The sequence below is a fragment of the Rhodanobacter sp. FDAARGOS 1247 genome (genome assembly GCF_016889805.1).
GTDB lineage: Bacteria > Pseudomonadota > Gammaproteobacteria > Xanthomonadales > Rhodanobacteraceae > Rhodanobacter.
This window is the reverse complement of sequence record NZ_CP069535.1, coordinates 2,662,259-2,687,232: the sequence shown is the minus strand read 5'-3', so window position 1 is coordinate 2,687,232 and position 24,974 is coordinate 2,662,259. Positions and strand designations below refer to the sequence as shown.

Sequence of the window (24,974 nt, the reverse complement as noted above, 5' to 3'; positions counted from 1 at the left end):
ACCTCAGGCGAAGGGATGCGAAGTTGAAGTTCCATTGGTGGGCATGACGTTGCCCATGTGCCGCGGGTACGCACCTCAGGGGGCGGCCAGCGATAACCAGGAATCGATATGACTACGTTCGCGGTGTACTGCCACGGTACCGGGTTCAACCGGGTAAAGGCGACGGAAAGCAATGAGCTGGTGGCCTGGTTTCATAACCATACGGACGGCTCGGAGGCGAGGCTGGCAGGGTCGCTGGTTACTCCGGGCAGCTATCTGATCAACGAGGGGCCTGGCTCGGGAATGGTCGGGGGCATCGCGCTTCCCCAGCAGGTCAACCCGATCACGGGCAATCGCATTTCGGGGTCGGGTGGTGGCGGCTCGTCGTTCAGCAAGGCGCTGGGTGGCAAGACCTCCACATCGAAACTGACGCGCTCGAACAAGGTCGGCAACGCGCTGGGGAATCTCAGCGGACTCGGCTGGGACGAGAACGTGATCCGTACGGTCAACATCATCCAGGACATGATCTTCGAGCATGGCCAGGCCATCGATCGGGTGAACCTGGCGGGCTGGAGCCGTGGCGCGGTGACGTGCATCCGCATCGCGGCGGCCCTGAACGAGGTGTTCGGCAACGAGCTGGAGTGCAATATTTTCGGGGTCGACCCGGTCGCCGGGTTGAGTGCCGGCAAGACCATCGAGGACACCACACGACTGACCCCCAACGTGGCACGTTACATCGCGATCATTGCGATGCACGAGATGCGCAAATCATTCAAGCCGCAGGACTGGAGTCGCCTGACTGTCGTCGATCCGGGCCGCACCACGGCGGTGATGCTGCCGATGCCGGGCGTGCACAATGCCCAGGTGATCCCGAACGAGCCCGCCTATGCCGCGTATATCACGCGGAACCTGGCCTGCGGATTCCTGCGCAGCCTCGGTACCTCGATCGATGGTGTTCCCTACAACTTCCTTTGTTCGGCAGCCGACATGTGCGAGGGGTACGCCCGCCTGGTCATGGGGCTTTCCGAACACAAGAGCTACCAGACCAGCGGGATGAAGAATCGCCTCGTTGGCGGTGGATTGCGACGGCGTTCCGCCGCCAAGCATTCCAGGATGGATCTTTACACCCGCGGCGGCAAGGAAAGCTACTGGATCAACGAACATCACCGGGCCTGCTTCGCGGCCGCCTATCCCGGTGCCTACCAGACGATTTTCGAGGATGTCGGCAACGGCAACCTGCTGCTGTCCAAGGTCGACAGCCGCTTGTTCCAAGCCGTCGGAAGCAGCGCGTTCCTGCGCGATTCGCTGATGAGCAAGGGACTGCTGACGGACGATCCCACCTATACCGTCGAGGTTGGTGGTGGCCGCTATGCGGATCGCCGTGTCAGTGTCTGGCCGGCAACTTTCCCCTTGCACGCATGAAGCGCTGGGTGGGTTCGCTGTGTTCCCCAGACAGGTATGTAGATTTTTCTGCTTTTCATTGATGCCCGAGTGCCCGCGATGCGTGCGCTCCCACCCCATTGAAGGATGTCGAAATGGCCATTGAATACCACTCGCTCGGCGGGCAGAAGAAGGTCAACGAGATCGTGATGGCCGGCAGCCACGACGCGGCCATCAATTCGGGCGGCATCCGTGCCCGCACCCAGAGCAAATCGATCTATCACCAGGCCAAGTGCGGCGTGCGCATTTTCGATATCCGCATTTCGGGTCAGCGAACCGGCCACGGCGGCGCCAAGCTTTCCGCCTTCCACGGCAAGAACACGCCGGAAATGAAGTCGAAAAACGTGGGCGGAGCCACCCGGAACATCGAGGTCACGCGGATGGTGTTCGGCGATTGGGGCATGGATCTGGACGACATCCTCGACGGCGCGTTCCGTTTCGTCGAGAAGTACCAGGACGAATTCCTGATACTCAAGTTCGACAAGTCAGCCAACTACGAGCTGATCCTGGAGGCTTGCCAGAGCAAGTTGAAAACCCGGCTCTACAAGAAGCCGGGCAATCTGGCCAACCATACCCTCGACGAAATGGGCGGCAAGGTGGTCTGCGGGTTCATGCCTGACGGCTTTTCCAAATTGAGCCAGGCGGGCGCGACGATTGCGGATGGTGCGGCACAAGTCGTCAGTCTCTATCCCCATGGCGTGATGCCCGATCACATCAACGGCCTGGTCTATTACGGTAAGGGCGGAACGGACATCGTGCAGCCGCGGTACTACGCATTCAGCTCCCCAGTGAAGGGTAAGTTCCTCCAGAACATCGACAAGCAGAGGCGCATTCTTGGCGACGCCAACACGGCGCATTACTCGCGTGACGTGCTCCGGATGATGTATTGGACGCAGACCGGCATGGTGCGAAGCATCAAGGGCAGGGACAAGAAGGCCTGGACCACGAGTGGAAAGCAGCAACTGAAGCAGTTGTGGACGGAAGGTGGCTACAACTACATGAGCAATAGCGTTCCGGAGGCCTTTCCCCTGGATTCGCACGCCACGAATTTCCAGATATACCTGCCGAATTTCATCATGGTCGATTTTGCCGACGAGAACAAAGGACAGACGATCTACGATCTGAACCGGCTGAGTCGGGCCGATATCATCCAGTTGAACAGCAGCATCGACAAGCCGGGCAATTCCGTCCAGTTCAACGTGTAAATCAATTCAGGGGCGCTTTCCGCGCCTGGGTGAGTCAGCTTGATTCCTCATCGGACGCGCAGGGATCTTGGAAAGCAGAGCCGCGAGGGTTTGCCTTCCATCTTGGGGCCATGGGACATGCCACCGAAGCCATTGAGCATGGGCGAGTTCAGAGCCATGGATGAGCTGGCACGCGCCCGCCAGCAGCGAGTCGTCAACATGTTCGGCGGTACCGGGCTGAAGTTCGGTACCAGGAGCAAGTTGTCGGTGGCGAAGGAATTACTGTCGAACGACCAAGGACGCCCGGCCCGGCGCATAATTCACCCAATCATTGAGGGAGAGGGAAGCTCATGCCTCCAGCAGCGCGACTTACCGACATGCACGTCTGCCCGATGTTTACCGGGCCGGTGCCACACGTGGGCGGTCCCATTTCCGGTCCGGGTGCGCCCACGGTGCTCATTGGGGGATTGCCTGCCGCTCGGGTGACCGACATGGCCGTCTGCGCCGGGCCACCCGACCTGATCGCCATGGGCTCGTTCAAGGTGCTCATCGCCAACATGCCGGCGGCCCGCATGGGTGACATGACGGCGCATGGCGGGACCATCGTGCTCGGTTGTCCCACGGTGATCATCAGCTGACCGGGGAAAGTCATGGAGACGCCGCTTGCTGCAGTGATCATCGGCCTTGATCGTCGGCGGGCGCCAGGGGGCGGATTGCCATCCCGCGAGCCGGGTGCCAGGCATTTGCCTGGGATGCCGGAGCTCGGCGGGTGAGCCGGTCATCCGCTGGCCGGGTCGGAAGCGGTCGCCACGGCCAGGATCTGTCGCATCGCGTGATGAATACGATGCGGCAGGCAATCGAAGCGCATCAGGCAGGTCGTCTCGACGAAGCCGAGGCCGGCTATCGACGTGCCCTGCAGATGAAGGCGGGCCAACCCGATGCCTTGCATTTCCTGGGAGTCCTGCGTCACCAGCGCGGCGACAGCGATGACGGCGCCCGATTGATCAGGATGGCGCTGCGCGCGGTGCCTGGTCACGCGGAAGCTCACAACAACCTCGGCAACATACAGAAGGAGTCGGGACATCTCGCCGAAGCGGAAGCCTGCTACCGCCGGGCGCTGGCTTGCGTGCCTCATCATCTCGATGCGCTGGGCAATCTGGCCATCGTGCTGGAGGCCCAGCAGCGCCCCACGGAGGCCCTCCGGTTCTATGAAGAGCTGCTGCAACAGGCACCCCGTCTGGGCCGCGCCCACATGCTGATGGGCTTGTTCAAGAGCAGTCATCTGGACGTGATGGAGGACCTGGCCGACGCCGTGGAGTGTTTTCGGGAGGCCTGGCACTGCGACCAGACCGATACGCGTGCCTTGCAGGAGCTGGGGGTGTCGCTGTACGTGCTTGGCCGGCGCGAGGAGGCGCTCGATGTCTACCGCGACTGGTTGTCGCGCGAGCCGAACCATCCCGTGCCGCGCCACATGCTGGCGTCCTGTGGTGGTGGCACGATGCCTGCCCGCGCGGATGACGCCTACGTACGGGAGGTTTTCGACGGGTTTGCGGACAGTTTCGACGAGCAGTTGCTGAACAACCTCGACTATCGTGCGCCGCAAGTGCTGATCGAACACCTGGGCGGCATGCTGGGCCCGCCCGCCGCCCGCCTGGACGTGCTCGATGCCGGTTGTGGCACCGGGTTGTGCGCGCCGCTGGTTCGCCCGTACGCGCGGCGGCTTCATGGTGTCGACCTGTCCGGCAAGATGATCGACAAGGCGCGCAGCCGCGGCGGTTATGACGCGCTGGAGGTCGCCGAACTGGGCCAGTTCCTGGGCAGCGGCAGCGGGTGCTGGGATCTTGTGCTGTCGGCGGACACCCTGATCTATTTCGGTGACCTGCATGAAGTCGTGCAGGCCACCCATGCATCGCTGCGGCCCGGCGGGATACTGGCCTTCACGCTCGAAGTGCTGGAGGGTGACGACGATCGCGTCGAGCTGCATCCCAGCGGCCGCTACCAGCACAGCCGGCGTCACGTGCTGCAGGCGCTGGAGGCGGCGGGGTTCGGCGAAGTGCGGATGGCGGCGCACCCGCTGCGCAAGGAGCTTGGCCGGCCCGTGTCGGGCTGGGTGGTCCTGGCTCGCCGAGGCAACTGAAAGCAAAGGGCCTGCCAGACTGTGCGCCGCAGGACGGGCGCTGACGGGATATTCGCCTCTCCCGGGCTGGACGGGAATATGATAAACATTGGGGATTCGCAAGAACGCAATCGCGGGCTCGCTGGGGGAGATGGGAAATGACGAATCGGATGACACTGAAGTCAGACCTCGGTGACAAGCTGCTGCCTGCCAGTCTGTCTGGTGGCGAGCAGTTGGGGAGGCTGTTTTCCTACCAGTTGAAGCTGATCAGCACGGACAGCGAAGTGAAGCTGCTGCCTCTGCTCGGCAGCTCGATGACGGTCACCTTCGAGTCCGAGGGTTACAAGCGTTATTTCAGCGGCATGGTCTCGGAAATTTCGCAGACCGGGTTCGAAAGCTTCAAGGAAGAGCGATTTGCCGAGTACGCGGTGACGCTGGTGCCGAAGGCGTGGCTGCTGATGCACAAGGTCGATTGCCGCATCTACCTCAAGCAATCGGTGCCCGACATCGTCAAGGCGGTGCTGGCCGAATTCGGCTATGGCGACGTGAAGCTGAGCCTGAGCGGCAATTATCCGGCCCGCGACTATTGCGTGCAGTACCGCGAGGACTACTTCAACTTCATCAGCCGGCTGATGGAGCAGGAAGGTATCTACTACTTCTTTCAGCACACCGATGGCGTGCACACCATGGTGCTGGCCGACTCGCTGGGGGCGCATGCCACCACCAGCGGGTACGCACAACTTCCGTATCGCCCGCAGGCTGGCGGAAGCCGCGCGGCGCTGGAGGTCTCGATCACCGACTTTTCCTCGGCCCGATCGGTGCAGACGACCAAGTATTCGCTGACCGATTACGACCCGATGAAGCCGAAGACTTCGCTGCTCGGGGAGGAAACGATCAGCAACGCCGACGAAAACCACTCCGTCAACGGACTGGAGTCGTTCGACTTCCCCGGCGACCACGAGACCAGCGACGCGGGCAAGCACTACGCCCAGGTACGTCTCGAATCGATCAACGTGGCCCAGTCGCTGTGCTCGGGCTCGACCAACGCGCCGGGACTGTTGACTGGCGCGCTGTTCAAGCTGACCAAGTTCCCCCGTGCCGAACTGAACCAGGAATACCTGGTCACCGGATCGACCGTGCACATCGAGAACGCCGCGCGCACCTCCGGCGGGTCGGATGGCGAGCTGTTCTTCTGCAACTTCTCGGTGATCAGCAGCCGCCAGCCGTTCCGCACCATGCAGACGGCGATCAAGCCGATGGTCGTCGGCCTGCAGACCGCCGTGGTGTCGGGAAGCGACAAGGCCGAAGACATCTCGGTGGACAAGTACGGCCGCATCCAGGTGACGTTCCACTGGAACAAGTCGGACAAGAAGAATGCCCACATTTCCTGCCCGGTCAGGGTGGCATCGTCCTGGGCCGGCAAGAACTGGGGCGCCGTGCACATTCCCCGGGTCGGGCAGGAAGTGGTGGTCAGCTTCCTCGAAGGCGACCCGGATCGCCCGCTGGTGATCGGCAGCGTCTACAACGCCGACAACCTGCCGCCTTACGCGCTGCCCGACAACAAGACCCAGAGCGGCGTGAAGAGCCGCAGCCATGAAGGCGGTGGCGCGGACGACTTCAACGAAATCCGCTTCGAGGACAAGAAGGGCAGCGAGGAGCTGTTCCTGCACGCGCAGAAGGACATGCGCGAGGAAGTGGAGAACGATCATTTCGTGCAGATCGACCACGACGAGAAGATCACCATCAAAAACGACCAGACCGAGGACATCACCGGCAATCGCACGGCGACGGTGGGCAAGGACGACAAGCTGGACGTCAAGCAGAACGGCACCACCACGATCGGCCAGAAGTTCAAGCTCGATGCGGGCACGGAGATCGAGCTGGTCACGGGTGCTTCGAGCATCGTCATGAAGAGCGACGGCTCGATCACGATCAAGGGCGTCAACATCACGCTCGACGGCAGCATGAAGATCGCCGCCAAGGCTGGCGTCAACATGGACCTCGGCGCAGGCGTGTCGCTGAAGGCCCATTCCGACGCGCAGGTCGAAGTGGCCGGCGGCGCCATGACGACGGTCAAGGGCCCGATGCTGATGCTCAAGGGCGACGCGATGGCGCAGATGTCCGGCGGCATCATCATGATTGGCTAGGTTGGAGAGCACGTCGATGTCATCAGTCATGCAAGCATCCGTCCAGATGGAATTGTCCGAGCCGGCCAGTGCGTTGCTCACCCCCGACATGACCGCACAGGCCGCCGTGCAGGCGCTGGTGGCGGCCGGGCAGGTGCAGGATGCGCTGAAACTGCTGGCCCGGATGCTGCCCAAGCGCTACGCCGTGGCCTGGCTGTGCCAATGCGCACGCGACCAGGTGCTGGACCCGGAAGACAAGGCCGGTGCCTCGCTGGCCGAGAAGTGGGTGCGTGAGCCGAACGAAAGCAATCGGCGCGCAGCCTTCGAGTTCGCCAATGCGGGTGGCTACAAGTCGGCTGGCGCCTGGGTGGCTGCGGCGGCGGGCTGGTCGGGCGGCAGTCTGGCGCCGGCTTCGCAGGAAACCCCGGTGCCCCCGGCCGACCATCTCACGGCCTGCGCCGTCGTGGCGGCGATCAACATGCTGGCTGCCTTGGTGAACGAGAAATTCGAAAGCCGTCGTGCCGCCTTCATCGAGCCGGCGATGAACCTGTTGAACGGAGTCGCCGGCGCCACCTGAGGCACCGCAGGGCGAGCCAGGGAAAGAGGGTCGAGCCGACATGACCTTGCCCGGCGTGGCGGGGGGCGATACGATTGTGGACGGCAGATTTTTCGTGAGTTGCCGGCTGTCGTGGCCGGTCGCGCGTCGGTTTCCCGGTACGTGGTTCGCAGCTTCGGGCGCCACGGTGGTGCTCGGCTCGGGGCGGGAATGGAAGGGGGGAGGGGCAGGATGCTCGGTCGTGGATGTGGAAGTCCCAGTGCCAAATCTGGTTGTGAACCCGGTTCACGGCCTTGCCACGATCAGTCGCTGGTCTTCATGTGGGTTCGAAACCTGGTTCACTGCATGAGCCGTGATGATGCGTTCGTCACCGCCGTGCCGATCTGACAGTTGCTGGGGAAATACGCGTGCCGATGTCGCAGAGCCTGATCCTTGCAGTCGCTGGCCGTCAGGCTGCCCAGTTCGGCAGCCGAAGCAGCAAGGCGTTCGAGGGGGCGGGTGGAAGCATCGGACGTTCCGAGGATTGCGATTGGGTGCTCAGTGCATCCGGCGTGTCGCGTGTCCACGCGATGATCCGCTTCCTCAACGGCATGTATTTCATCGAGGATCGCAGCACCAACGGCATGCTGCTCAATGATGCGCCGCTGATCAAGGGCGATCCCTCGGCGTTGAAGAACGGCGACCGCCTGCTGATCGATACCTTCGAGGTCGAAGTGCGCCTGCAGGACGCGGGCAGCTCCACCGCGTTGCCTGATTTGTCCCCGCCGCCTTCGGCGCCATCCATTCCGGCGGGGTCCATCCCTGCGGGGGCGCTCGACCCGCTGGATTTCGGCTTGCTCGATATCGCTCCCCAGGCGCCTGCGTATCCGCCGGCGATGGGCGGCGGCATTCCGCTCGACGCCGACCTGATTCCCGGCGCCGTGTCACCCGCGTCGGGGGGCGAGCTTGATCCGTTGAGTTTTCTGGGTTCATCGGAGAGCACCTCCGGCCTGCTTTCCGGCGCCACCACCGGCAATGCCAGTTCGAGCTGGAACCACTCGTCCAGCACGGAAGATTTCTTCCATCCGCCGATGACGACCGAGCAACGGCAGTCCACCGCGAACGCGTTGCCGGAGAACTGGGACCTGACCATGGGCGACTTTTCGTCGCCGCCAAGTCCGGCCCCGGCGCCGGTCATGCCGCCACCCGCGCCGGTGGCGCCGCCTCCGGTGGTCGCTCCGCCGGCTCATGCGCCGGCGGTGGCAACGTACATGCCGCCTCCGGTGGCTTCGACGGCCTTGCCCACGGATGTCGACCAGATCTTCCGGGTCGTCGTCGATGGCGTGATGGACGTGCTGCGCGCGCGGGCGGAGATCAAGAACACGTTCCGCCTGCCGGTCACGATCATCCAGCGTTCCGAGAACAACCCGCTGAAGTTCGCGCCCAATCCGGAGGATGCGCTGGCCAAGATCATGGCGCCCTCGAACGGCGCCTTCATGTCGGGGACAGCGGCCTTCGAAGATGCCTTCGATGACATTCGTTGCCACCAGATGGCCATGCTCGCCGGCGTCCGCGCCGCGTTCGAATCCCTGCTGGTGCATTTCAGCCCGGATCGCTTCGAACAGGAAACCGATGGCGCGAAGCGGTCGGCATTCGCCGGCAAGGGCAAGTACTGGGAAAAGTACCGCGAACACTTCGAAGGTCTCTCGCGTGATCCCGACGAATGCTTCCGGCGCCTGTTCGGCGACGAGTTTGCACGGGCTTATGAAGAACAGTTGTCACGCCTGAAGTCGGCGCGGAGAATGCAAAAGGCACATCACTAGCGGCGCCGGGGGGCATTGCAGGTCGCAGATCGAAGGACGGATTCAGGGGACGTGCCGGCACGCTGATGGCCGGCACCGACACACCCGGCAATGCCGTCGGGGACTCACAGGGGCAGGTGCGACGCATGACGGATATGAACAAGGTCGTCTGGAGCGAGGGACTCTTCCTTCGGCCCCAGCATCTGCAGCAGCAGGAACGCTATCTCGAGCGCTTCGTGGAACTGCGCGCCGGCAGTCTGCGCCCTTACACCTGGGGCTTTTCGGAACTGGAACTGGAGACCGATCTGCTGGCGATCGGCAAACTCGGGATCAAGCGCGCCCGTGGCGTGTTCCCCGATGGCACGCCGTTCTGCATGCCCGCGGACGATCCGCTGCCGCTGGCGCTGGAGGTGGATGGCAACTGGCGCGACCAGACGGTGTTCCTGACCTTGCCGTTGCGCTCGCCGGCACAACCGGACAGCGGGCGCCCCGAGGCACCTGCCGAAAAGCTGTTCCGTTTCCGGGTGCGTGAAACCGAGGTGCGCGACGCCTCGGGCAGCGTCGACGGGATGACGGCGCTGGAGGTGGGCGGGCTCAACAGCCGGCTGTTGCCGCAATCGCAACCGCTGGAGGGCCTGGCCCAGATTCCCGTCGCGCGGATCGTGGAGTGTCGTTCCGACCGGCGGGTGATCCTCGAAGAGGCGTTCATGCCGACGGCGCTGAGCTGCCATGCCGCACCGAAGCTCACCACCTTCCTCACCGAACTGCTTGGCCTGCTGCACCAGCGTGGCGAGGCGCTGGCCAGCCGCGTTGCGGTGACCGACCGCGGCGGCGCCGCCGAGATCGCCGACTTCCTGTTGCTGCAGGTGGTCAACCGCTACCAGCCACTGATCGCCCATCTTGCCGCCGCGCCGATCCTGCACCCGGAGGACTTCTACCGGGTGCTGACCGAGATGGCCGGCGAGTTGTGCACGTTCACCGCGCCGGGCAAGCGGCCGCCGGCATTTCCGCCGTATCGGCACGAGGCGCTGTACGAGAGTTTCGAGCCGCTGATCCAGGCCCTGCGCAGCAGCCTGAGCGCGGTGATGGAGCAGACGGCGATTCCGATTCCGCTGCAGCAGCGCAAGTTCGGCGTGTGGGTGGCCGTGGTGCCCGATCTCAGCCTGGTCGACAGCGCCGCGTTCGTGCTGGCGGCCAAGGCGGACATGAAGTCCGAAGACCTGCGCCGGCAGTTGCCCGCGCAGTCGAAGATCGGTCCGGTGGAAAAGATCCGCGACCTGGTGAACCTGCAGCTCCCCGGCATCCCGGTGGCGCCGATGCCGGTCGCGCCGCGCCAGATTCCCTACAACTCCGGCTACCTGTATTTCGAGTTCGACAAGAATTCGCCGATGTGGCGGGCCTTGAAGACGTCGGGCGGCATCGCCTTCCATTTCGGTGGCGAGTTCGCCGGTCTCGACTTGCAACTGTGGGCGATCAGAGGTTGAGCGCATGAACAGCAACGGTCCCCATGACGACGATCCCATGCGCGATGCGACGGTGGTCCGTCCGCGCGGAGCGCCGCCGGCGCCCATGCCCGCCCCGCCACCGACTGCAGCGCCCGTCGCACCCGCGGCAGCTGCGCGCGGCCCGGTGTCGCGCGCCGAGATGGCCCCTCCGGCCGCGATCAGCGACTTTCTGGGCGGCGGTCTCAACGCCCTGGTGCAGGCCGCCAGCCCGCTGCTGCTGCTGGCCGTGCAGTTGCGCAACAGCGTGTCACAACCCGACGCAGCTCATCTGCGCGAGCAGGTGATTGCCCAGGTCCGTCAGTTCGAAAGCAACGCGCAGGCCGCCGGCATCGCCGCCCAGACCATCACCGCGGCGCGCTATGTGCTGTGCTCGACGCTGGACGAATCGGTGATGAACACGCCGTGGGGGCAGCAGAGCGGTTGGGCGGCGAAGACGCTGCTGGTGGTCTTCCATGGCGAGTCGTACGGTGGCGAGAAATTCTTCATCATCCTCGACCGGCTGTGTGCCGATTTCTCGAAGCACATCGACCTGATCGAGCTGATGTACATCTGCCTGGCGCTCGGCTTCGGCGGGCGCTACCAGATCGAAGCCGATGGTCGCGCCAGGCTGGCCGACATCCAGGAAGAGCTGTACCGCCGGATCAAGGCGCAGCGCCCGCCCGCGGCAGAGGAACTGGCGCCGCACTGGAAGGGCATCGAGGATCGGCGCAATCCGCTGGTGCGCCACGTTCCGCTTTGGGTGATCCTGGCCGCAGGCGCCTGCCTGCTGCTGGGCGCCTTCCTGTATTTCTTCACGCGGTTGAACGAACTGTCGTCACCGGTCAGCGCGCAGGTTGTGCAGATCGGCCTGAAAACCGCGGTGCCGCCGGACGACGCGCAGCGTCGCCAGGCCCAGCCCAAGGTCGAGCGCAAGAGCCTGAAGCAGTTGCTGGCGCCGGAGGAGCAGGCTGGCGCCCTGACGGTGGACGAGAAGCCGGACGGTTCGGCGCTGGTCCGCCTCAATGCCGCCGCGATGTTCGCATCCGGCGGCACCGAGGTGGCCGACAAGCAGGTTCCGATGCTGCATGCGATCACCGCCGCACTGAACCAGGTTCCCGGGCGGGTCGTCGTGGTGGGCCACACCGATGACCAGCCGGTGCACTCGCTGCGCTTCAAGGACAACTACGCGTTGTCCGCCGAGCGCGCAAGGTCGGTGCTGCAGATACTCGGCGAGGGCATCGACAACAGCGGGCGGCTGGAATCCAGCGGCGCGGGTTCCTCGCAACCGATCGCACTGCCGCCCGACCTGCCGGCCAATCGCGCGCGCAATCGGCGCGTCGAAATTCTCTACAGCCCGGAGGACTGAACATCGTGGGCAAGCTTCTTGCGTTGTTCAAATCCCGCCTGTTCATCACCCTCGTCGGCTTGCTGCTGCTGTCGTTGCTGATCTGGTTCGGCGGCCCCTACCTCGGCTTCGGCGAGTCGCAGCCGCTGGCCAGCCCGGTGGTCCGCTTGCTGGTGATCATCGTGATCGTGGTGATCTGGGCGGTCTGGTTGCAGCTGCAACAGATGCGCGTGCGCGGCAAGGCCAGGCAGATGGCCAGCGACCTGAGCGATCAGGGCACCGCCCAGGCCGGCGGCGAGCGTGACGACCGCTCCGCCAACGAGCGGGCGCAGTTGCAGAACCGCTTCCAGGAGGCGGTGGAAACCCTGCGCAAGAATCGCAGCGGCGGAACCAATCTCTACGCGCTGCCCTGGTATGTGGTGATCGGGCCGCCGGGGTCCGGCAAGAGCACGCTGCTGCAGAACTCGGGCCTCAACTTTCCGCTGTCGAACAAGTTCGGCAAGGAAGCGATCCGCGGCGTCGGCGGTACGCGCAACTGTGACTGGTGGTTCACCGACGAGGCGGTATTCCTCGACACCGCCGGTCGCTATACCACCCAGGACTCCGACCGCGGCGCCGATGCTTCGGCCTGGACCGAGTTCCTCAACCTGTTGCGCAAGTACCGCAAGCGCCGCCCGATCAACGGCGTGATCGTGGCGATGAGCCTGTCCGACCTGCTGACCCTGGATGCGAATGGCCGCCAGCAGCACATCCAGGCGGTTCGCCAGCGCCTGGACGAACTGGCCAAGCACCTGCGCATCGGCGTGCCGGCCTATCTGGTGTTCACCAAGTGCGACCTGGTCGCCGGCTTCACCGAGTTCTTCGACGACCTCAATCCCGAGTTGCGCAGCCAAGTCTGGGGCATGTCGTTCGCGGTCGACAAGACCATGGACGGCAGCGCGGCGAAGCAGTTCCTCGAAGAATTCAACCTGCTGCTGGATCGGCTCAACACGCGCATCCTCGATCGGCTCCACGGCGAACGCGATCGCACCCGGCGCGCAGCCATCCTGTCGTTCCCGCAGCAGCTCGGCGCTCTGCGCGACATCACGCGGCAGTTCGTCGAAGGCGTGTTCACCGGACATCAGTACGACGCGCCGTTGCTGCTGCGTGGTGCCTACTTCACTTCGGGCACGCAGGAAGGCACGCCGATCGATCGCATGATGGGCGCGGTGGCGCGCACTTTCGGGCTGGATGCCTCGCGCCTGCACGTGCCTGGCGCCCAGAGCCGCACCTTCTTCGTCGAGCGCCTGCTTCGGGACGTGCTGTTCAAGGAATCCGGCTTTGCCGGCACCAATCCGAAGCTGGAGCGCCAGAAGACCCTGCTGCAGGCGGCCGCGTACATCGGCGTGCTGCTGGCCTGCGGCCTGCTGATCCTCGGCCTGGCCAGCAGCTACCGGCGCAACGGCGCCTACCTGGGCCAGGTGCAGGCGGCATTGCAGAAGTATCCGGCGCAGAGCGACGCGTCGCTGGCACCGAACCAGCAGGCCTATTTCGCGATGGTGCTGGAGCGGCTGGAGTCGCTGTCCAGCGCGGTGGATGTCGCCGAGCAGCACAAGGGCGACGTGCCGCTGTCGATGCGTTTCGGCCTGTACCAGGGCAATGCGGTCGGCGACGAAGTGCGTGACGCGTACTATCGCGAGCTGAACGCGCTGCTGCTGCCTGGCGTGGCCTCGCAGTTCCGGGCCGGCCTGGCCGCGAATGCGGGCGACCCCCAGATGCTCTACTACTACCTCAAGGGCTACCTGATGCTGGGCCAGCCCGAGCATCTGGATCACGACCAGATCGTGGCGCTGGCGGCGATCGAATGGCGGCGACTGTTCCCGTCCGATCCCGTGCTGCAGAAGGCGCTGACCAAGCACTTCGACGCGCTGGTCGGACACGAGGGGCGGCTGCGCGCGCTGAACCTGGATGCCAGCCTGGTGGAACAGGCGCGCAACACGCTGCGCACCGCGGATCTGGCCACGCTGATCTACGGCAACATCAAGTTGAATGCGGACAGCGGTGCGTATCCGCCGCTGCGACTGGACAAGGAGCTGGGGCTGCTCGGCAACGTCTACCGGCGCAAGAGCGGTGCGCCGCTTTCGGAACCGTTGCCGGCGCTGTTCACGCAACCGGTGTTCAAGGATGAAGTCGACAAGGGCATCGATCAGGCGGTCACGCAGTTCGCCGCCGATGACTGGGTATTCGGCGCCACCAAGATCGATTCGTTGCAGAAGGCCCGGCTCGCCCAGCAGGTGCTGGCACTCTACGAGCAGGACTACATCAAGGCCTGGGATGACATCCTGGCGGATCTGGAGCTGCAGCCGATCGGCAACATCCAGGATGCCAGCACGATCGCGGCCAAGCTGGCCGGCCCCAACTCGCCGATGAAGCTGCTGCTGAAGGTGGTGAGCGACAACACCCACGACCTGATGCGCGCACCGCCCGCCGATGCGAAGGACAAGGCCGAGGACGTGGCCAAGAAGCTGGCCCAGAAGAAGGCGACCCAGTCCGCCCTGGCGCGCGCGCTCGCCCAGGCCGGTGCCGGGACCGCCACGCCGGGTGACGATGCGGCAGCCGCCAAGCCGGGGCAGGTGATCAGCGACCACTTCGAGCAGATCAACAAGTTGAGCGAAGGTGGCCCGGGCGCCGCGCCGATCGATCAGACGCTCAAGGTGCTCGACGATCTCAGCAAGACCTTGCTGACCATGGGCGATTTCAGCTCGGCCGCGGGCCAGCCCAATCCGCAACTGCTGATGGCGCAGCAGGCGGCCGGCCAGCTGCCGGCGCCCGCTTCGGGCTGGTTTGCGGCGCTGACCGGCAAGAGCCAGGCGCTGGTGGCCAGCGGCACCAAGGGTGCTCTCGACGATCAGTACCAGCAGATGGTGGCCAAGGATTGCGCCGACTACACCCGCGGGCGCTACCCGTTCTCGCCGTCCAGCAACAACGATATCCCGCTGCAGAACTTCGGCGAGATGTTCGGCTATGGCGGGCGCTTCGACGGTTTCTACAACCAGACCGTGGGCAAGCTGATCGATGCCAGCGGCCGCAACTGGCAGTGGAAGACCGGCCCGGGCGCGATCAGTGGTTCGGCCGGCATGCTGGCGCAATTGCAGGGTGCCGACCGGATCAAGCAGATGTTCTTCCGCAGCGGCAACATGCCCGAGGTCGACTTCACGCTGCTCGCGCCGGTGCTCGACGCCGGCATCGGCAAGCTGGTGATCGAGGTTGATGGCCAGAAATACGAATACCAGTCCGGAGGCTCGACCATGGCCACCATGAAGTGGCCGGGACCCACGCCGGGTCATGTCTCGATCTCCGCCTACGACACCGCGGGGACCCTGCTGACCACCTTCGACTATCGCGGCGACTGGGCGTTCTTCCGGGCGCTGCAGGCGGCGAATCTGCAGAAGCAGTCCGATCTGCGTTTCGTGGCCAGTTTCAACTTCGGTGGCCATGTCGCCAAGGTGACGGTCCAGGCCAACAATCTGAAAAACCCCTTCCTGAGCAACGCGCTGTCCAGTTTCCGGTGCGGGGGCTAGACGCATGCCGACTTCCGTCGCGGGCTTTTTCGGAAAGCTGCCTTGCGCGGGAGACTTCGTGCAGCGCCGGCTGCCATCGGCTTTCGTCGATGTCTGGGACAGGCATTTCGAAGAGGCGGTGGCGGCCAGCCGTGCCGAACTGGGCGGCGGCTGGCATGACGCCTACCACGCCAGTCCGGTGTGGCGCTTTCTTTTCGCCCCGGGAGTGTGCGGTGATTCCGCCTGGTTCGGGATCATGGGGCCTGGCGTGGATCGGGTGGGGCGCTGCTTCCCGATGGTCATCGCCGCTCCGCTCGGCGCGGACATCGCATCCGGCACCCGCGCGCTGACCGAGGCGAAAGCCTGGTCCGACGCGGCCGAGCAGGTGCACACCACGGCGCAGTGCGACGCCCGCATCGGCGTGGAGGCGTTCGACGAGCAGGTGGCTGCCCTGGGTGACCCGCTGGCGAGGGCGTCGTCGCCGGCCGCCACGTCGCTGCGCGACGTCGACTGGAATCGCGCGACACACTGGCGCCTGCCCCTCGGCGGGGCCTCCTCGCCGGAGCCGTTCCTGGGCGAAGTGTGGGAGCGTCTGGCCGCCGTCCCGGGTCCGTGGTGCCTGTGGTGGACGGCAGGTAGCGAACGTGTTCCGGCGTGTGTGCTGGCCACCCGCGGATTGCCGGCGGCATCCGCCTACGTGACCTTCCTGGATGCGCAACACGGCACCGCGGCGTGGCAATCGCCGATGGCTTTCGAACGATCGGCGCCGCGCGCGGTACCGATGCCGGAACGCGCGGACAGCCTGCTCGACGACCTCATGGCGGCAGCGCCGGCCGCCCCGGTGTCGGCTGCCGCGGCGTCGGCCATCCCGGTGTCGGCCATGCCGCCACCACCATCGACACCTTCCGGCGCATGGCTGCCTGATGATCCGGATCTGCTGGCCGATCTCGTCGGGACGTCCGAAGTGGCGACCTTGGCACCGCCGGTCCCGTTGGTTGCCCCGATGGCTCAGGCAACGTCAGCCGGGGAGGGGGACGTCGTCGCGGCCGTCACCGTGGTGGAACGAACAGACTGCGGACTGACCGTGCTGTCGGCCGAGGTCGGCATGGCCGATCCACGCCAGCGCGCGGTCGGCGAGGTGTCCGGAATCATCCGCACGATGTCGTGCAGCGACCTGATCGGCGGCATGCATTCGCTGCGCAGGCAGTTGTTGATGCTCAATCCGCCGTTGCGTCGGGCCAGCGAGGACCTGATCGACCCGGTGCTGGAGGACTGCGCGGTGATCGCCGCCCACGTGGTCGCGGGTCAGGCCGGCTTGCTGCGGATTGGCGCCGCAGGCGCCTGGCACTGGCGCCATGGACGCGCGCAGCCCCTGTTCGCGCAGGCCGACGATCCCCTGCCCGGTGGCGCGGACGACGGTGAATTCGACGACCTGTTGTTCAGCAGCGCGGCGCCCGCTGCTCCCGGGCTGGGCGCGTCGGAGCAGCCCCTGTGCGGAGAGGTTCGCTGCGAGCTCGTCGCGGGGGATCGCCTGATGCTGATGGCGGGCGAGTCCTTGTTGCACCTGTCACCGGACGTCGTGGCCAGCCATCTCGCGCTGCCCGTCGACGAAGCACGCCTGCGGCTGGCGAATGCCGCGGGACTGGGCGTGGATGCGGCAAGGTGGCCGCTGACGATCATCGAGGTTGGTGCATGATGACCCGCTATGTTTCGGCCGGACGCACGGTGACCGGAAAGGTGCGCAAGCACAACGAAGACTCCATTCTCGTGCGCGACGAAGTCGGCCTGTGGGTTGTCGCCGATGGACTGGGCGGCCATTCGGCAGGCGACTACGCCAGCTCGATGATCGTCGAACGCCTCGGTGCCTTGCCCCGTTCCGGCAGCGCCCTGGACTTCATCGAAGCGATCGAGGACACGCTCTCCCAGGTCAATGCCGAACTGTTGCAGACCGCCGCCACGCGAGGGGTCGACCTGATCGGCTCCACCGTCGTGGTGCTGGTGCATGACGGCGACTACATGCTGTGCGGATGGGTGGGAGACAGCCGCGTCTACTGTTTCGAGGATGGCCAGCTGCGTCAGATCACCCGCGATCACGTGCATGGCGGCGATGACGATGTCACCCATTTTGGCGCCCCTGCGGCGCCGGCTCAGGCGGGTTCGGGCGTCCTCACGCGTGCGGTGGGTGCGGAGGAACACCTGTTCGTCGACTGGGTCGTCGCGGGCAATCGGCCCGGCATGGGCTTCGTGCTTTGCTCTGACGGCATCAACAAGGAAATGTCCGATGCCGAACTCGACGACGAATGCCGTCGCCACCCACAACCGCAGGATCTCGTCGCCAGCCTGTTCGACCTGGCGATGAGCCGCGCCGGACGGGACAACATCTCGGCCGTCGTCGTTCGCATCCAAGAATGAAGAAAACCTCCCACTCATGAATTCCATAGCCGAACTGGTCTCCGCCTACCAGGCCGACAAGCTCAAGCTCGCCGCCCTGTTCGACGCACTCGGTGCGCGCGGGGCCGTGTCCGAGGCGCAACACCATGCCGAACAGGAGTGGCTCGAACAGCAGCGCGATGCCGGCGCGCTCGATCCGATGGTGGCCAAGGCCCTGTTGGCCAAGCTGGCGTCCGTACAGGCTTCCCCGGCAGGCGTGTCGCATGACGATGACGTCACCCAGGTAAAGCCCGCCACGCAGCGCCCCGCGCCGATCGCTCCGGCGGCTCCGCCGACCGGAGCCGGCAGTGATGACGCGACCCGGGTGCAGCCCACATCCCGTCCGCCAGCCCCGCCGCTGGATGATGTCACCGTGGTCAAGCCCACCTCGCGTCCGGTCCAACCGCCGGCGGCGGACGACGAAGCCACCATGGTGAAACCGGCCTCGGCCGCACCACGGGAACCGACCGAAGGGCAGACCGTCGGCGCGACCGGCACGCAAGGCACCCGGCAGGGGATGACTGGCACCAGTTCCAGCATGAGCAGCTCCAGCTGGAACCACATCGCCGAAGGCGATGCGTCCGACTTCGTCACCGTCGGTTCGCTGCTGAAGGGACGTTTCTACCTCGAGAAGGAGATCGGCCGCGGCGGCATGGGCGTGGTGTTCAAGGCCCGCGACGAGCGCAAGGTGGAAGCCCGTGACCGCGACCCCTACGTCGCCGTCAAGATCCTTAACGACGAATTTCGCCGCCATCCCGACTCGCTGATCTCGTTGCAGCGCGAGTCGCGCCGCTCGCAACAGCTGGCGCACGACAACATCGTGCGCGTCTACGACTTCGACAAGGACCGCACCATCGTCTTCATGACGATGGAGTATGTCGACGGCTCCGATCTCAAGCAGTTGATCCGCGAGAAGGCCTACAACGGCATGCCGCTGGCGCAAGCCCGGCCGCTGATCGAAGGCATGGCGCGGGCGCTCACGCGCGCCCACTCGGCCGGCGTGGTCCATTCGGACTTCAAGCCGGCCAACGTCATGGTCACCCGCGAAGGCGTGCCGAAGGTATTCGACTTCGGCATTGCCCGCGCCGGCAAGCACATGGGCGATGCCGTCGGCGAACAGACCGTGTTCGACGCCGGTACGCTGGGCGCGCTTACCCCCGCCTACGCCAGCCTGGAGATGATCCGGGGTGAAGACCCGGTGCCCGGCGATGACGTCTACGCACTGGGTTGCGTGACGTTCGAACTGCTCACCGGCAAGCATCCGTATGACAAGGCCAGCGCCGAAGTGGCGATGAAGGAAGGCCGCAAGCCGCCACCGGTGAAGGGGCTGACCAAGCATCAGTACAAGACGCTCTGCGCCAGCGTGGCCTTCACCAAGGCGCAGCGCCTGAAGAGCGCCAACGAGCTGATCGAAGGCCTGCGCGACGTGGGCGCGCGCGAACGCGCACTGCCATACCTGCTGTACGGCGTGCCGGCCATTCTGATCATTGCCGGCGGCGCCTGGGCATGGACGACCTACCAGCGCAATCATCATCTGGCCGAGGTGATCGCCCGTTTCACCATGACGCGCGCCGACCACTACGCGGATGAAGGCCAGGCCCTGCAGGCCCTCGACACCCTGAACGACGACGACCGCAAGCGTACGATCATCGATCAGGGCGAATTGATCCAGAGCTACCTGCTCGGCCGCATCGACGCCTACTGGAATCCGGCCAGGGACCGTTACGACTATGCCGGCACCCAGAAGGTGTTCAAGCTGCGCGACGACCTCAAGCTCTACTCGCCAGCGCTGGATATCAAGCGCACCGAGGTGGAGAAGCAGCGCAACGACCTGCTCAACTCGCTCGACACCAAGCTGACCGACCAGATCAGCGCCGACGCGATTTTCGAGAACCAGCCGGACAACGTCGTCACCACGCTGACCCGCATCCGCGCGATCGATCCGAACAGTGCCCTGCTGAAGAATGCCGAGCTGGAGTTGAAGTACGACACCGCCATCGGCAAGTCGATCGACGCAGGGCGTGTCGACGAGGCAACCGTCGAACTCAAGCTGGCAAGCAGCCTGTTCCCCGATTCGGCGAGACTGAAGCAGCGCAGCGCGCAGCTCGACGAAATCGGCAAGGCGCTGGCGGCGCAACGGCTGCAGGAGCAGAAGGCGCAGGCGCTGCAACAGCAGCGGGAGCAGGGCTTGCAGACGCTCACCGGCTTGCTGGACCAGCCGGTCAGCGCCGATGACTGGCGGGCCAAGGTGGCCACGGCCTATCACGATGCGGCCAGCCTGCTGGGAGATGATCCGCGACTGGCGGCGCAGACGGCACGGCTGAAGGATGTTCTGGAAGCCCAGGCAAAGGAAAGGCAAGGCGCGGGCGACCTGCCGGGTGCGATCAGCATTGCCGGCTTCGGCATCGATCTGTTCCCGGGCGACTCCAGCTTGTCGGCGACGCGGCAGGCCTTGCTGGAACAGCAGAACCAATTGGCGCAGAAGGCCGCCAGTGAAGCACAACGCACCGCGTTGGCGAAGAGCCGGGTAACCGACCTGCTCGCCAGCCCCCAGGCCACGGTGGTCTGGTTGCAGGACGTCAGGAGCGCCCTGAATACCGCACGCACCCAGATCGGCGCCGATTCTCCGGACTACGCGGCAGTGAAGGCCCAGGCCGATGCCGGCCTGATCAAGCTGGCGCGCGACCAGATCGCCGGTGGCAACCTGGATGCGGCCGAGCGGGTCGCCCAAGCCGGCCAGCAGATCGATCCCGCGGAAGCCGGCTTCGCCAGGGTGCTGGCCGACGTGGCCGCTTCCCGTTCGGCGGCGCAGCAGAAGACCTTGCAGCAACAGGCACAGGCACTTGCCGACGCACGCACTGCGCTGGCCAGCCTGGGTGCGAAGCCGACGCTGACACCGGACTGGCAGCGTGACGTGGCCACCGCGATGGCCACGCTCGGCGCCGACAAGTCTCCCGAAACCGAACGGGCGGTCAACGCGCTGGGTGCGGCCATCGCGGCGGAAGCCGCGCGGCTGGCTGATCCACAGCACCTGCCGCAGGCAAGGATCGCGGTCGATTTCGGCCTGAAGTACGTACCGAAATCGGCTGAGCTGATCGCGCAGGGCGCGGCACTGGACACGCTGCAGCAGCAGTTGCAGGCGAAGGCCGCACAGGAAGGCGCCGACGCCGAAGTCAAGTCGCGTATCGAGTCGATGAAGAGCGCGGTGGCCGCCGGCGACGTCAGCAAGGCAAGCCAGTCGCTGGCACGGATCAAGACCCTGCAGCCTGACAATCCCTTCCTCCAGACCGAGGGACCGAAGCTGCTGGCCGACGCCTATCTGGGCCAGGCCGAGGACGCTTTCCAGAAGGGGCGCTACCAGCGTGCGTCCGATGTTCTCGGGCAGGGCCTGGGAGCACTCGGCAACAACGCGAACTTGCGCGCGGCAAAGGCCCGCTACGATGTGGTCGCCGCCATCATGGCCGCCTCGAAGCAGCCACTGGGCAGTGCCGAGTACGCGCAGTTGCAGAAGCAACTGGACAGCGTGCGCAGAAATGACGCCACCGAACTGGGCAAGCTGGAAACGAGCATGAAGGCGCGAGGCCAGCTGACTGCCCGGTCACTCGCCGAGCAGCTCGACAAGCTGAAGCGCGCCGCTGCGGCAGCACCCGCCCCGCAGGTGACGGCACCGGTATCGACGCCGGTGACCGAGACGCCGGCGCCGACGCCGGGGCGGCCGCCCGTGACGACCGGAAAGACCGGCACGACACCGGTGGTGCAACCCGCGCCCAGCGGAGGCGTGGCTGCGGTGGGTGGTCCCGATCCCTGCGCGAAGCCGGGCTTGGCAGGCAAGGGCAAGTTCTGTTCGGATGCCATCAATGGCGGGCGCGGGCCATTGTTGGTGGTTGTGCCCGGCGTGAATGGCGGCAAGGCTTACGCCATCTCGCGTGCGGAAATCTCGATCAACGAGTTCAACCAGTTCTGCCGCGCCAGCGGCAAGTGCGCGGCGGTGTCGGTGGCCGACAAGGATCTTGGCAACGCGCCGATAAGCAACATCAGCCTGGATCAGGCGCGTGCCTACGCGCGCTGGCTCAGTGACCTCAGCGGCGGATTCACCTATCGCCTGCCGACCGACGCGGAATGGCTGCACGCGGCGAAAGGCGGTGGTGGCTGGAAGCAGGCCGAGGACAGCAACTGCATCCTTCCCTCGGCCGGCGGCGGTGATGGTGGCGGCGCTGCGGTGTCCCCGCGTGGCCGCTCACGCAACCCCTGGGGCCTGGTCAATTCGACCGGCAATGTGTGGGAATGGGTGGTGAGCGGCGGCAGCGTGATGGTGCGTGGCGGCAGCTACAGCAGCTACTGGTCGGATTGCAGCGTTGATTCCAGCCGTGTCGATGGCGGTTCGCCGCAACGGGACGTGGGTTTCCGGATACTGAGGGAGCTGAAATGACCGAACGCGAAGCTGCCATCAACCGGGATCTGCGCGCGCTGGATGACGCCCACCGGCTTGGCCGGATTTCCCGTGTGGAATATCGCAACCGTCGCCGTCGCGTATTGCAGTCCTTGTCGGACGGCGGTGGCGTGGTTACGGCGCGCAAGGCGCTGGTGCCGCCGGGAAGCGTCAGGGCGTCGCGCTCCGGTGATCCGGCCGCGGCGAGCGTCAGTGATGCTTCCGCTGACGCCGGACGAGCACTCGCCTCGCTGGTTTCGATGCGGCCGACGCTGTCCAGGAAGATGCTGCTGATCCTGATTGCCGCGGCCGTTCTCGTGGTGGTGGCTGGCTGGCTGATGCTGCGTCACTGATTGCCTGCCATGGCAGTCGCTTCAGGATGCGATTCCATCCATGACAGGCATCTGCGTCGTGTTCCTTCGCTCGCCTGAACCCGAGCCTGGGCGGCCATGATTGCGTGTGTGAAACCCAGCCGGAGTTGCCTTGTGGAACTTTGGCAGGGATCGGCGCGGACCCTTTTTTCAAGTGATTTTTAACGGTCGCGAATCTGTAAAGCAGTCCTTTTCCGACATGCCCTGTCAGAACTTGCCAGGCATGCTCGTGGGCATCTTTTTCGATGCCAAACGGCTCTTCCTTTGGAAGGGCAAAGGTGTATCCTGATAGAGGTAAGACGAGCCAGCAGGCAGCAATTGCCTGAATGCCGGGGGCTTGGGAAGTTCGCAGCTGGTGGGCACCGATCGCCGGGGCACACCGTCAATGGATCGATTAGATGCGGCCAAGGGGAATGTATCGTGCGCATTGTTTGCTTCGCGGCAGCGTTGGCATTTGCACTTACGGGCGGAAACGTTCAGGCACAGGACGCTGGCGGCGGATCAGCTGACCAGGGTTCCGGCAACGCGGCGCCTGTCGGCAGCTCCCCACAGACTCCGCCGGCGCAGGTCCAGGCGGACAACGTGGTGCCGCCCGTTCGTGATCGCGACGCCGCGGCCGACCAGAAAATCGCCGTGCAGGGTTTCCACGTGACGGGCGTGGCCGACCACTCCGATGTCGGAGTGACGCCGGCCAGCATCCAGGCTCTGGCCGATGCGCAGTACCAGGAATTGGCGGCCAAGGCCGGCACTCCGGTGGAGCTCAGCTTCGACGACATGCAGGGAGTCGCCAACAAGATCGTCGAGCGTTATCGCAGTGCCGGCTTCATCGTCTCCAACGCGTTCCTTCCGGCGCAGACGGTGGGACCGGACAAGATCGTGCAGATCCAGGTGCTGGAAGGGAAGATCGGCAAGATCATCGTCAAGGGCACCAATCGCTACCGGCCCAGCGTGATCTCCGCTGCGGCGCAGGAACTCCGCGGCAAGCCGCTGCAAAAGAGCGATGTGGATACCGCGTTGCTCTACGCGCGTGATCTCCCCGGTGTCACCGTGGCCTCGACGTTCCAGCCTGGCGAGAACACCGGTGATACCGATCTGGTAATGATCGCCACCGAGGCGAAGCGCCCGGTCAAGTTCATGCTGGGCGCCAACAATTACGGCACCGAGCTGACCGGCCGGTACCGGGCACAGGCCGGCATCGAGTGGGCCAACCCGCTGGGTATCGGCGACGTGTTCAACCTCAATGTCGACTACGCGCTGGACCCCAGCGACAACATCTATGGCGCGACCACCTATCGCGCGCCGGCGCCCTGGGTGCCAGGTTTGTCGGCCGTGGTCGGCGCCTCCCGCAACGAGCTGCAGATCAACACCGGCACGTTCGCGGCCCTGGACGTGAAAGGTCCCAGTTCGCTTTATTACGGCGGCATGGACTGGAAGTTCATCAATCGCGACGACATGCAGGCACTGAGCACGCTGCATGTGATCCGGGAAGAGTCCAAGCTGGACAGTCTGGGATTTCACCTGTCGGACGAGAAATTCACCGTGGGGGAACTGACCTACGGTTTGCTGCATACCGATCGTCGCTTCAACGGTGTCGACATCCTTCAGGTCGGCCTGCGCAAGTCCATCAGTGACGACTCGCTCGTTCCCGACCTGGTCAGTCCGCAGCACTCGCGCAGCTTCCTGGTGACGAAGCTGTCGTACACGCGCATGCAGTTCCTGACCAAGTCGCAGCGGCTCTACCTGAAGCTGGTGGGTCAATACACCAACGATGCCCTGATTCCGCTTGAGCAGTTTGCCCTGGGCGGCCCCGACAGTACCCGCGCCTATCCGATCGCCGATGCCTTGCGCGACCGCGGCTATTACACCTCGCTGGAGTATCACGTCGACGCCCCGGGTTTCGGCGACAAGGTGTCGCCTTTCTACGGAAGGCCATGGCGCGAACTGCTCGAATTCCAGGTGTTCGTCGACTACGCCAAGGGCTTTTCCGCAGGCGCCAACCGCGAGATCACGCCCGACACGGCCACCTTGAGTGGCGTGGGCGCCGGACTGATTTTCCGCCTGCCGCGATTCCACAACTTCGAGTTTCACCTCAACGGTGCCGTGCCCCTGAGTTCGCAGGATGCGTCTGACAAAAAGGGCTACCACATCTACTCCCGGTTCAGCTTCACGTTCTGACGGATGACGACCATGAGCA

General features: G+C 65.0%; 15 protein-coding genes. All 15 read left to right on the top strand.

Annotated elements, in window-relative coordinates; translation table 11 throughout:
- The first annotated feature begins 108 nt into the window (after positions 1-108).
- The 15 genes from I6J77_RS12305 to I6J77_RS12235 all read left to right on the top strand — a co-directional run bounded on the left by I6J77_RS12305 (position 109) and on the right by I6J77_RS12235 (position 24,955).
- The gene (locus I6J77_RS12305) at positions 109-1,401 is read left to right on the top strand and encodes a hypothetical protein (RefSeq protein WP_204109219.1); all 1,293 of its coding nucleotides are present in this window, start codon (positions 109-111) and stop codon (positions 1,399-1,401) included.
- Between the two features lie 113 nt (positions 1,402-1,514).
- Positions 1,515-2,624 (top strand): hypothetical protein, encoded by a 1,110-nt coding sequence (locus I6J77_RS12300; protein ID WP_204109218.1) that lies wholly within the window; start codon positions 1,515-1,517, stop codon positions 2,622-2,624.
- A 329-nt stretch (positions 2,625-2,953) separates the two neighbouring features.
- The gene (locus I6J77_RS12295; RefSeq protein ID WP_204109217.1) at positions 2,954-3,241 is read left to right on the top strand and encodes a PAAR domain-containing protein; all 288 of its coding nucleotides are present in this window, start codon (positions 2,954-2,956) and stop codon (positions 3,239-3,241) included.
- 197 nt (positions 3,242-3,438) lie between these two features.
- Positions 3,439-4,740: a tetratricopeptide repeat protein gene (locus tag I6J77_RS12290; RefSeq protein ID WP_204109216.1), complete on the top strand. Its 1,302-nt coding sequence runs from the start codon at positions 3,439-3,441 to the stop codon at positions 4,738-4,740.
- Between the two features lie 149 nt (positions 4,741-4,889).
- A complete protein-coding gene (locus tag I6J77_RS12285; protein WP_239308955.1) occupies positions 4,890-6,866 on the top strand; it encodes a type VI secretion system Vgr family protein in 1,977 nt (658 codons plus the stop codon).
- A 16-nt stretch (positions 6,867-6,882) separates the two neighbouring features.
- Complete coding sequence (locus tag I6J77_RS12280; protein WP_056717173.1) at positions 6,883-7,422, top strand: hypothetical protein; 540 nt, start codon at positions 6,883-6,885, stop codon at positions 7,420-7,422.
- A 392-nt stretch (positions 7,423-7,814) separates the two neighbouring features.
- Positions 7,815-9,203, top strand: a complete 1,389-nt coding sequence (gene tagH, locus I6J77_RS12275) for a type VI secretion system-associated FHA domain protein TagH (protein WP_204111479.1) — start codon at positions 7,815-7,817, stop codon at positions 9,201-9,203.
- A 125-nt stretch (positions 9,204-9,328) separates the two neighbouring features.
- Positions 9,329-10,666, top strand: a complete 1,338-nt coding sequence (tssK, locus tag I6J77_RS12270) for a type VI secretion system baseplate subunit TssK (RefSeq protein ID WP_056717159.1) — start codon at positions 9,329-9,331, stop codon at positions 10,664-10,666.
- Positions 10,667-10,826: 160 nt separating this feature from the next.
- On the top strand, positions 10,827-12,032 hold the full coding sequence (gene icmH, locus I6J77_RS12265) for a type IVB secretion system protein IcmH/DotU (RefSeq protein ID WP_239309281.1): 1,206 nt from the start codon (positions 10,827-10,829) through the stop codon (positions 12,030-12,032).
- 5 nt (positions 12,033-12,037) lie between these two features.
- Positions 12,038-15,571 carry a type VI secretion system membrane subunit TssM gene (gene tssM / locus I6J77_RS12260; RefSeq protein ID WP_204109213.1) on the top strand — a complete coding sequence of 1,178 codons (3,534 nt, stop codon included), beginning with the start codon at positions 12,038-12,040 and terminating at the stop codon, positions 15,569-15,571.
- Between the two features lie 4 nt (positions 15,572-15,575).
- The gene (gene tagF, locus I6J77_RS12255; protein WP_204109212.1) at positions 15,576-17,246 is read left to right on the top strand and encodes a type VI secretion system-associated protein TagF; all 1,671 of its coding nucleotides are present in this window, start codon (positions 15,576-15,578) and stop codon (positions 17,244-17,246) included.
- Positions 17,243-17,962, top strand: coding sequence for a PP2C family serine/threonine-protein phosphatase (locus I6J77_RS12250; RefSeq protein WP_056717162.1), 720 nt, complete (start codon positions 17,243-17,245; stop codon positions 17,960-17,962). Before tagF ends, I6J77_RS12250 begins: the two co-directional genes overlap by 4 nt.
- Before the next feature lie 16 nt (positions 17,963-17,978).
- Positions 17,979-22,409 carry a bifunctional serine/threonine-protein kinase/formylglycine-generating enzyme family protein gene (locus I6J77_RS12245; RefSeq protein ID WP_204109211.1) on the top strand — a complete coding sequence of 1,477 codons (4,431 nt, stop codon included), beginning with the start codon at positions 17,979-17,981 and terminating at the stop codon, positions 22,407-22,409.
- On the top strand, positions 22,406-22,762 hold the full coding sequence (locus tag I6J77_RS12240; RefSeq protein WP_204109210.1) for a hypothetical protein: 357 nt from the start codon (positions 22,406-22,408) through the stop codon (positions 22,760-22,762). The genes I6J77_RS12245 and I6J77_RS12240 overlap by 4 nt, the downstream gene beginning before the upstream one ends.
- 603 nt (positions 22,763-23,365) lie before the next feature.
- A complete protein-coding gene (locus I6J77_RS12235) occupies positions 23,366-24,955 on the top strand; it encodes a ShlB/FhaC/HecB family hemolysin secretion/activation protein (RefSeq protein ID WP_204109209.1) in 1,590 nt (529 codons plus the stop codon).
- The last annotated feature ends 19 nt before the right edge of the window (positions 24,956-24,974 follow it).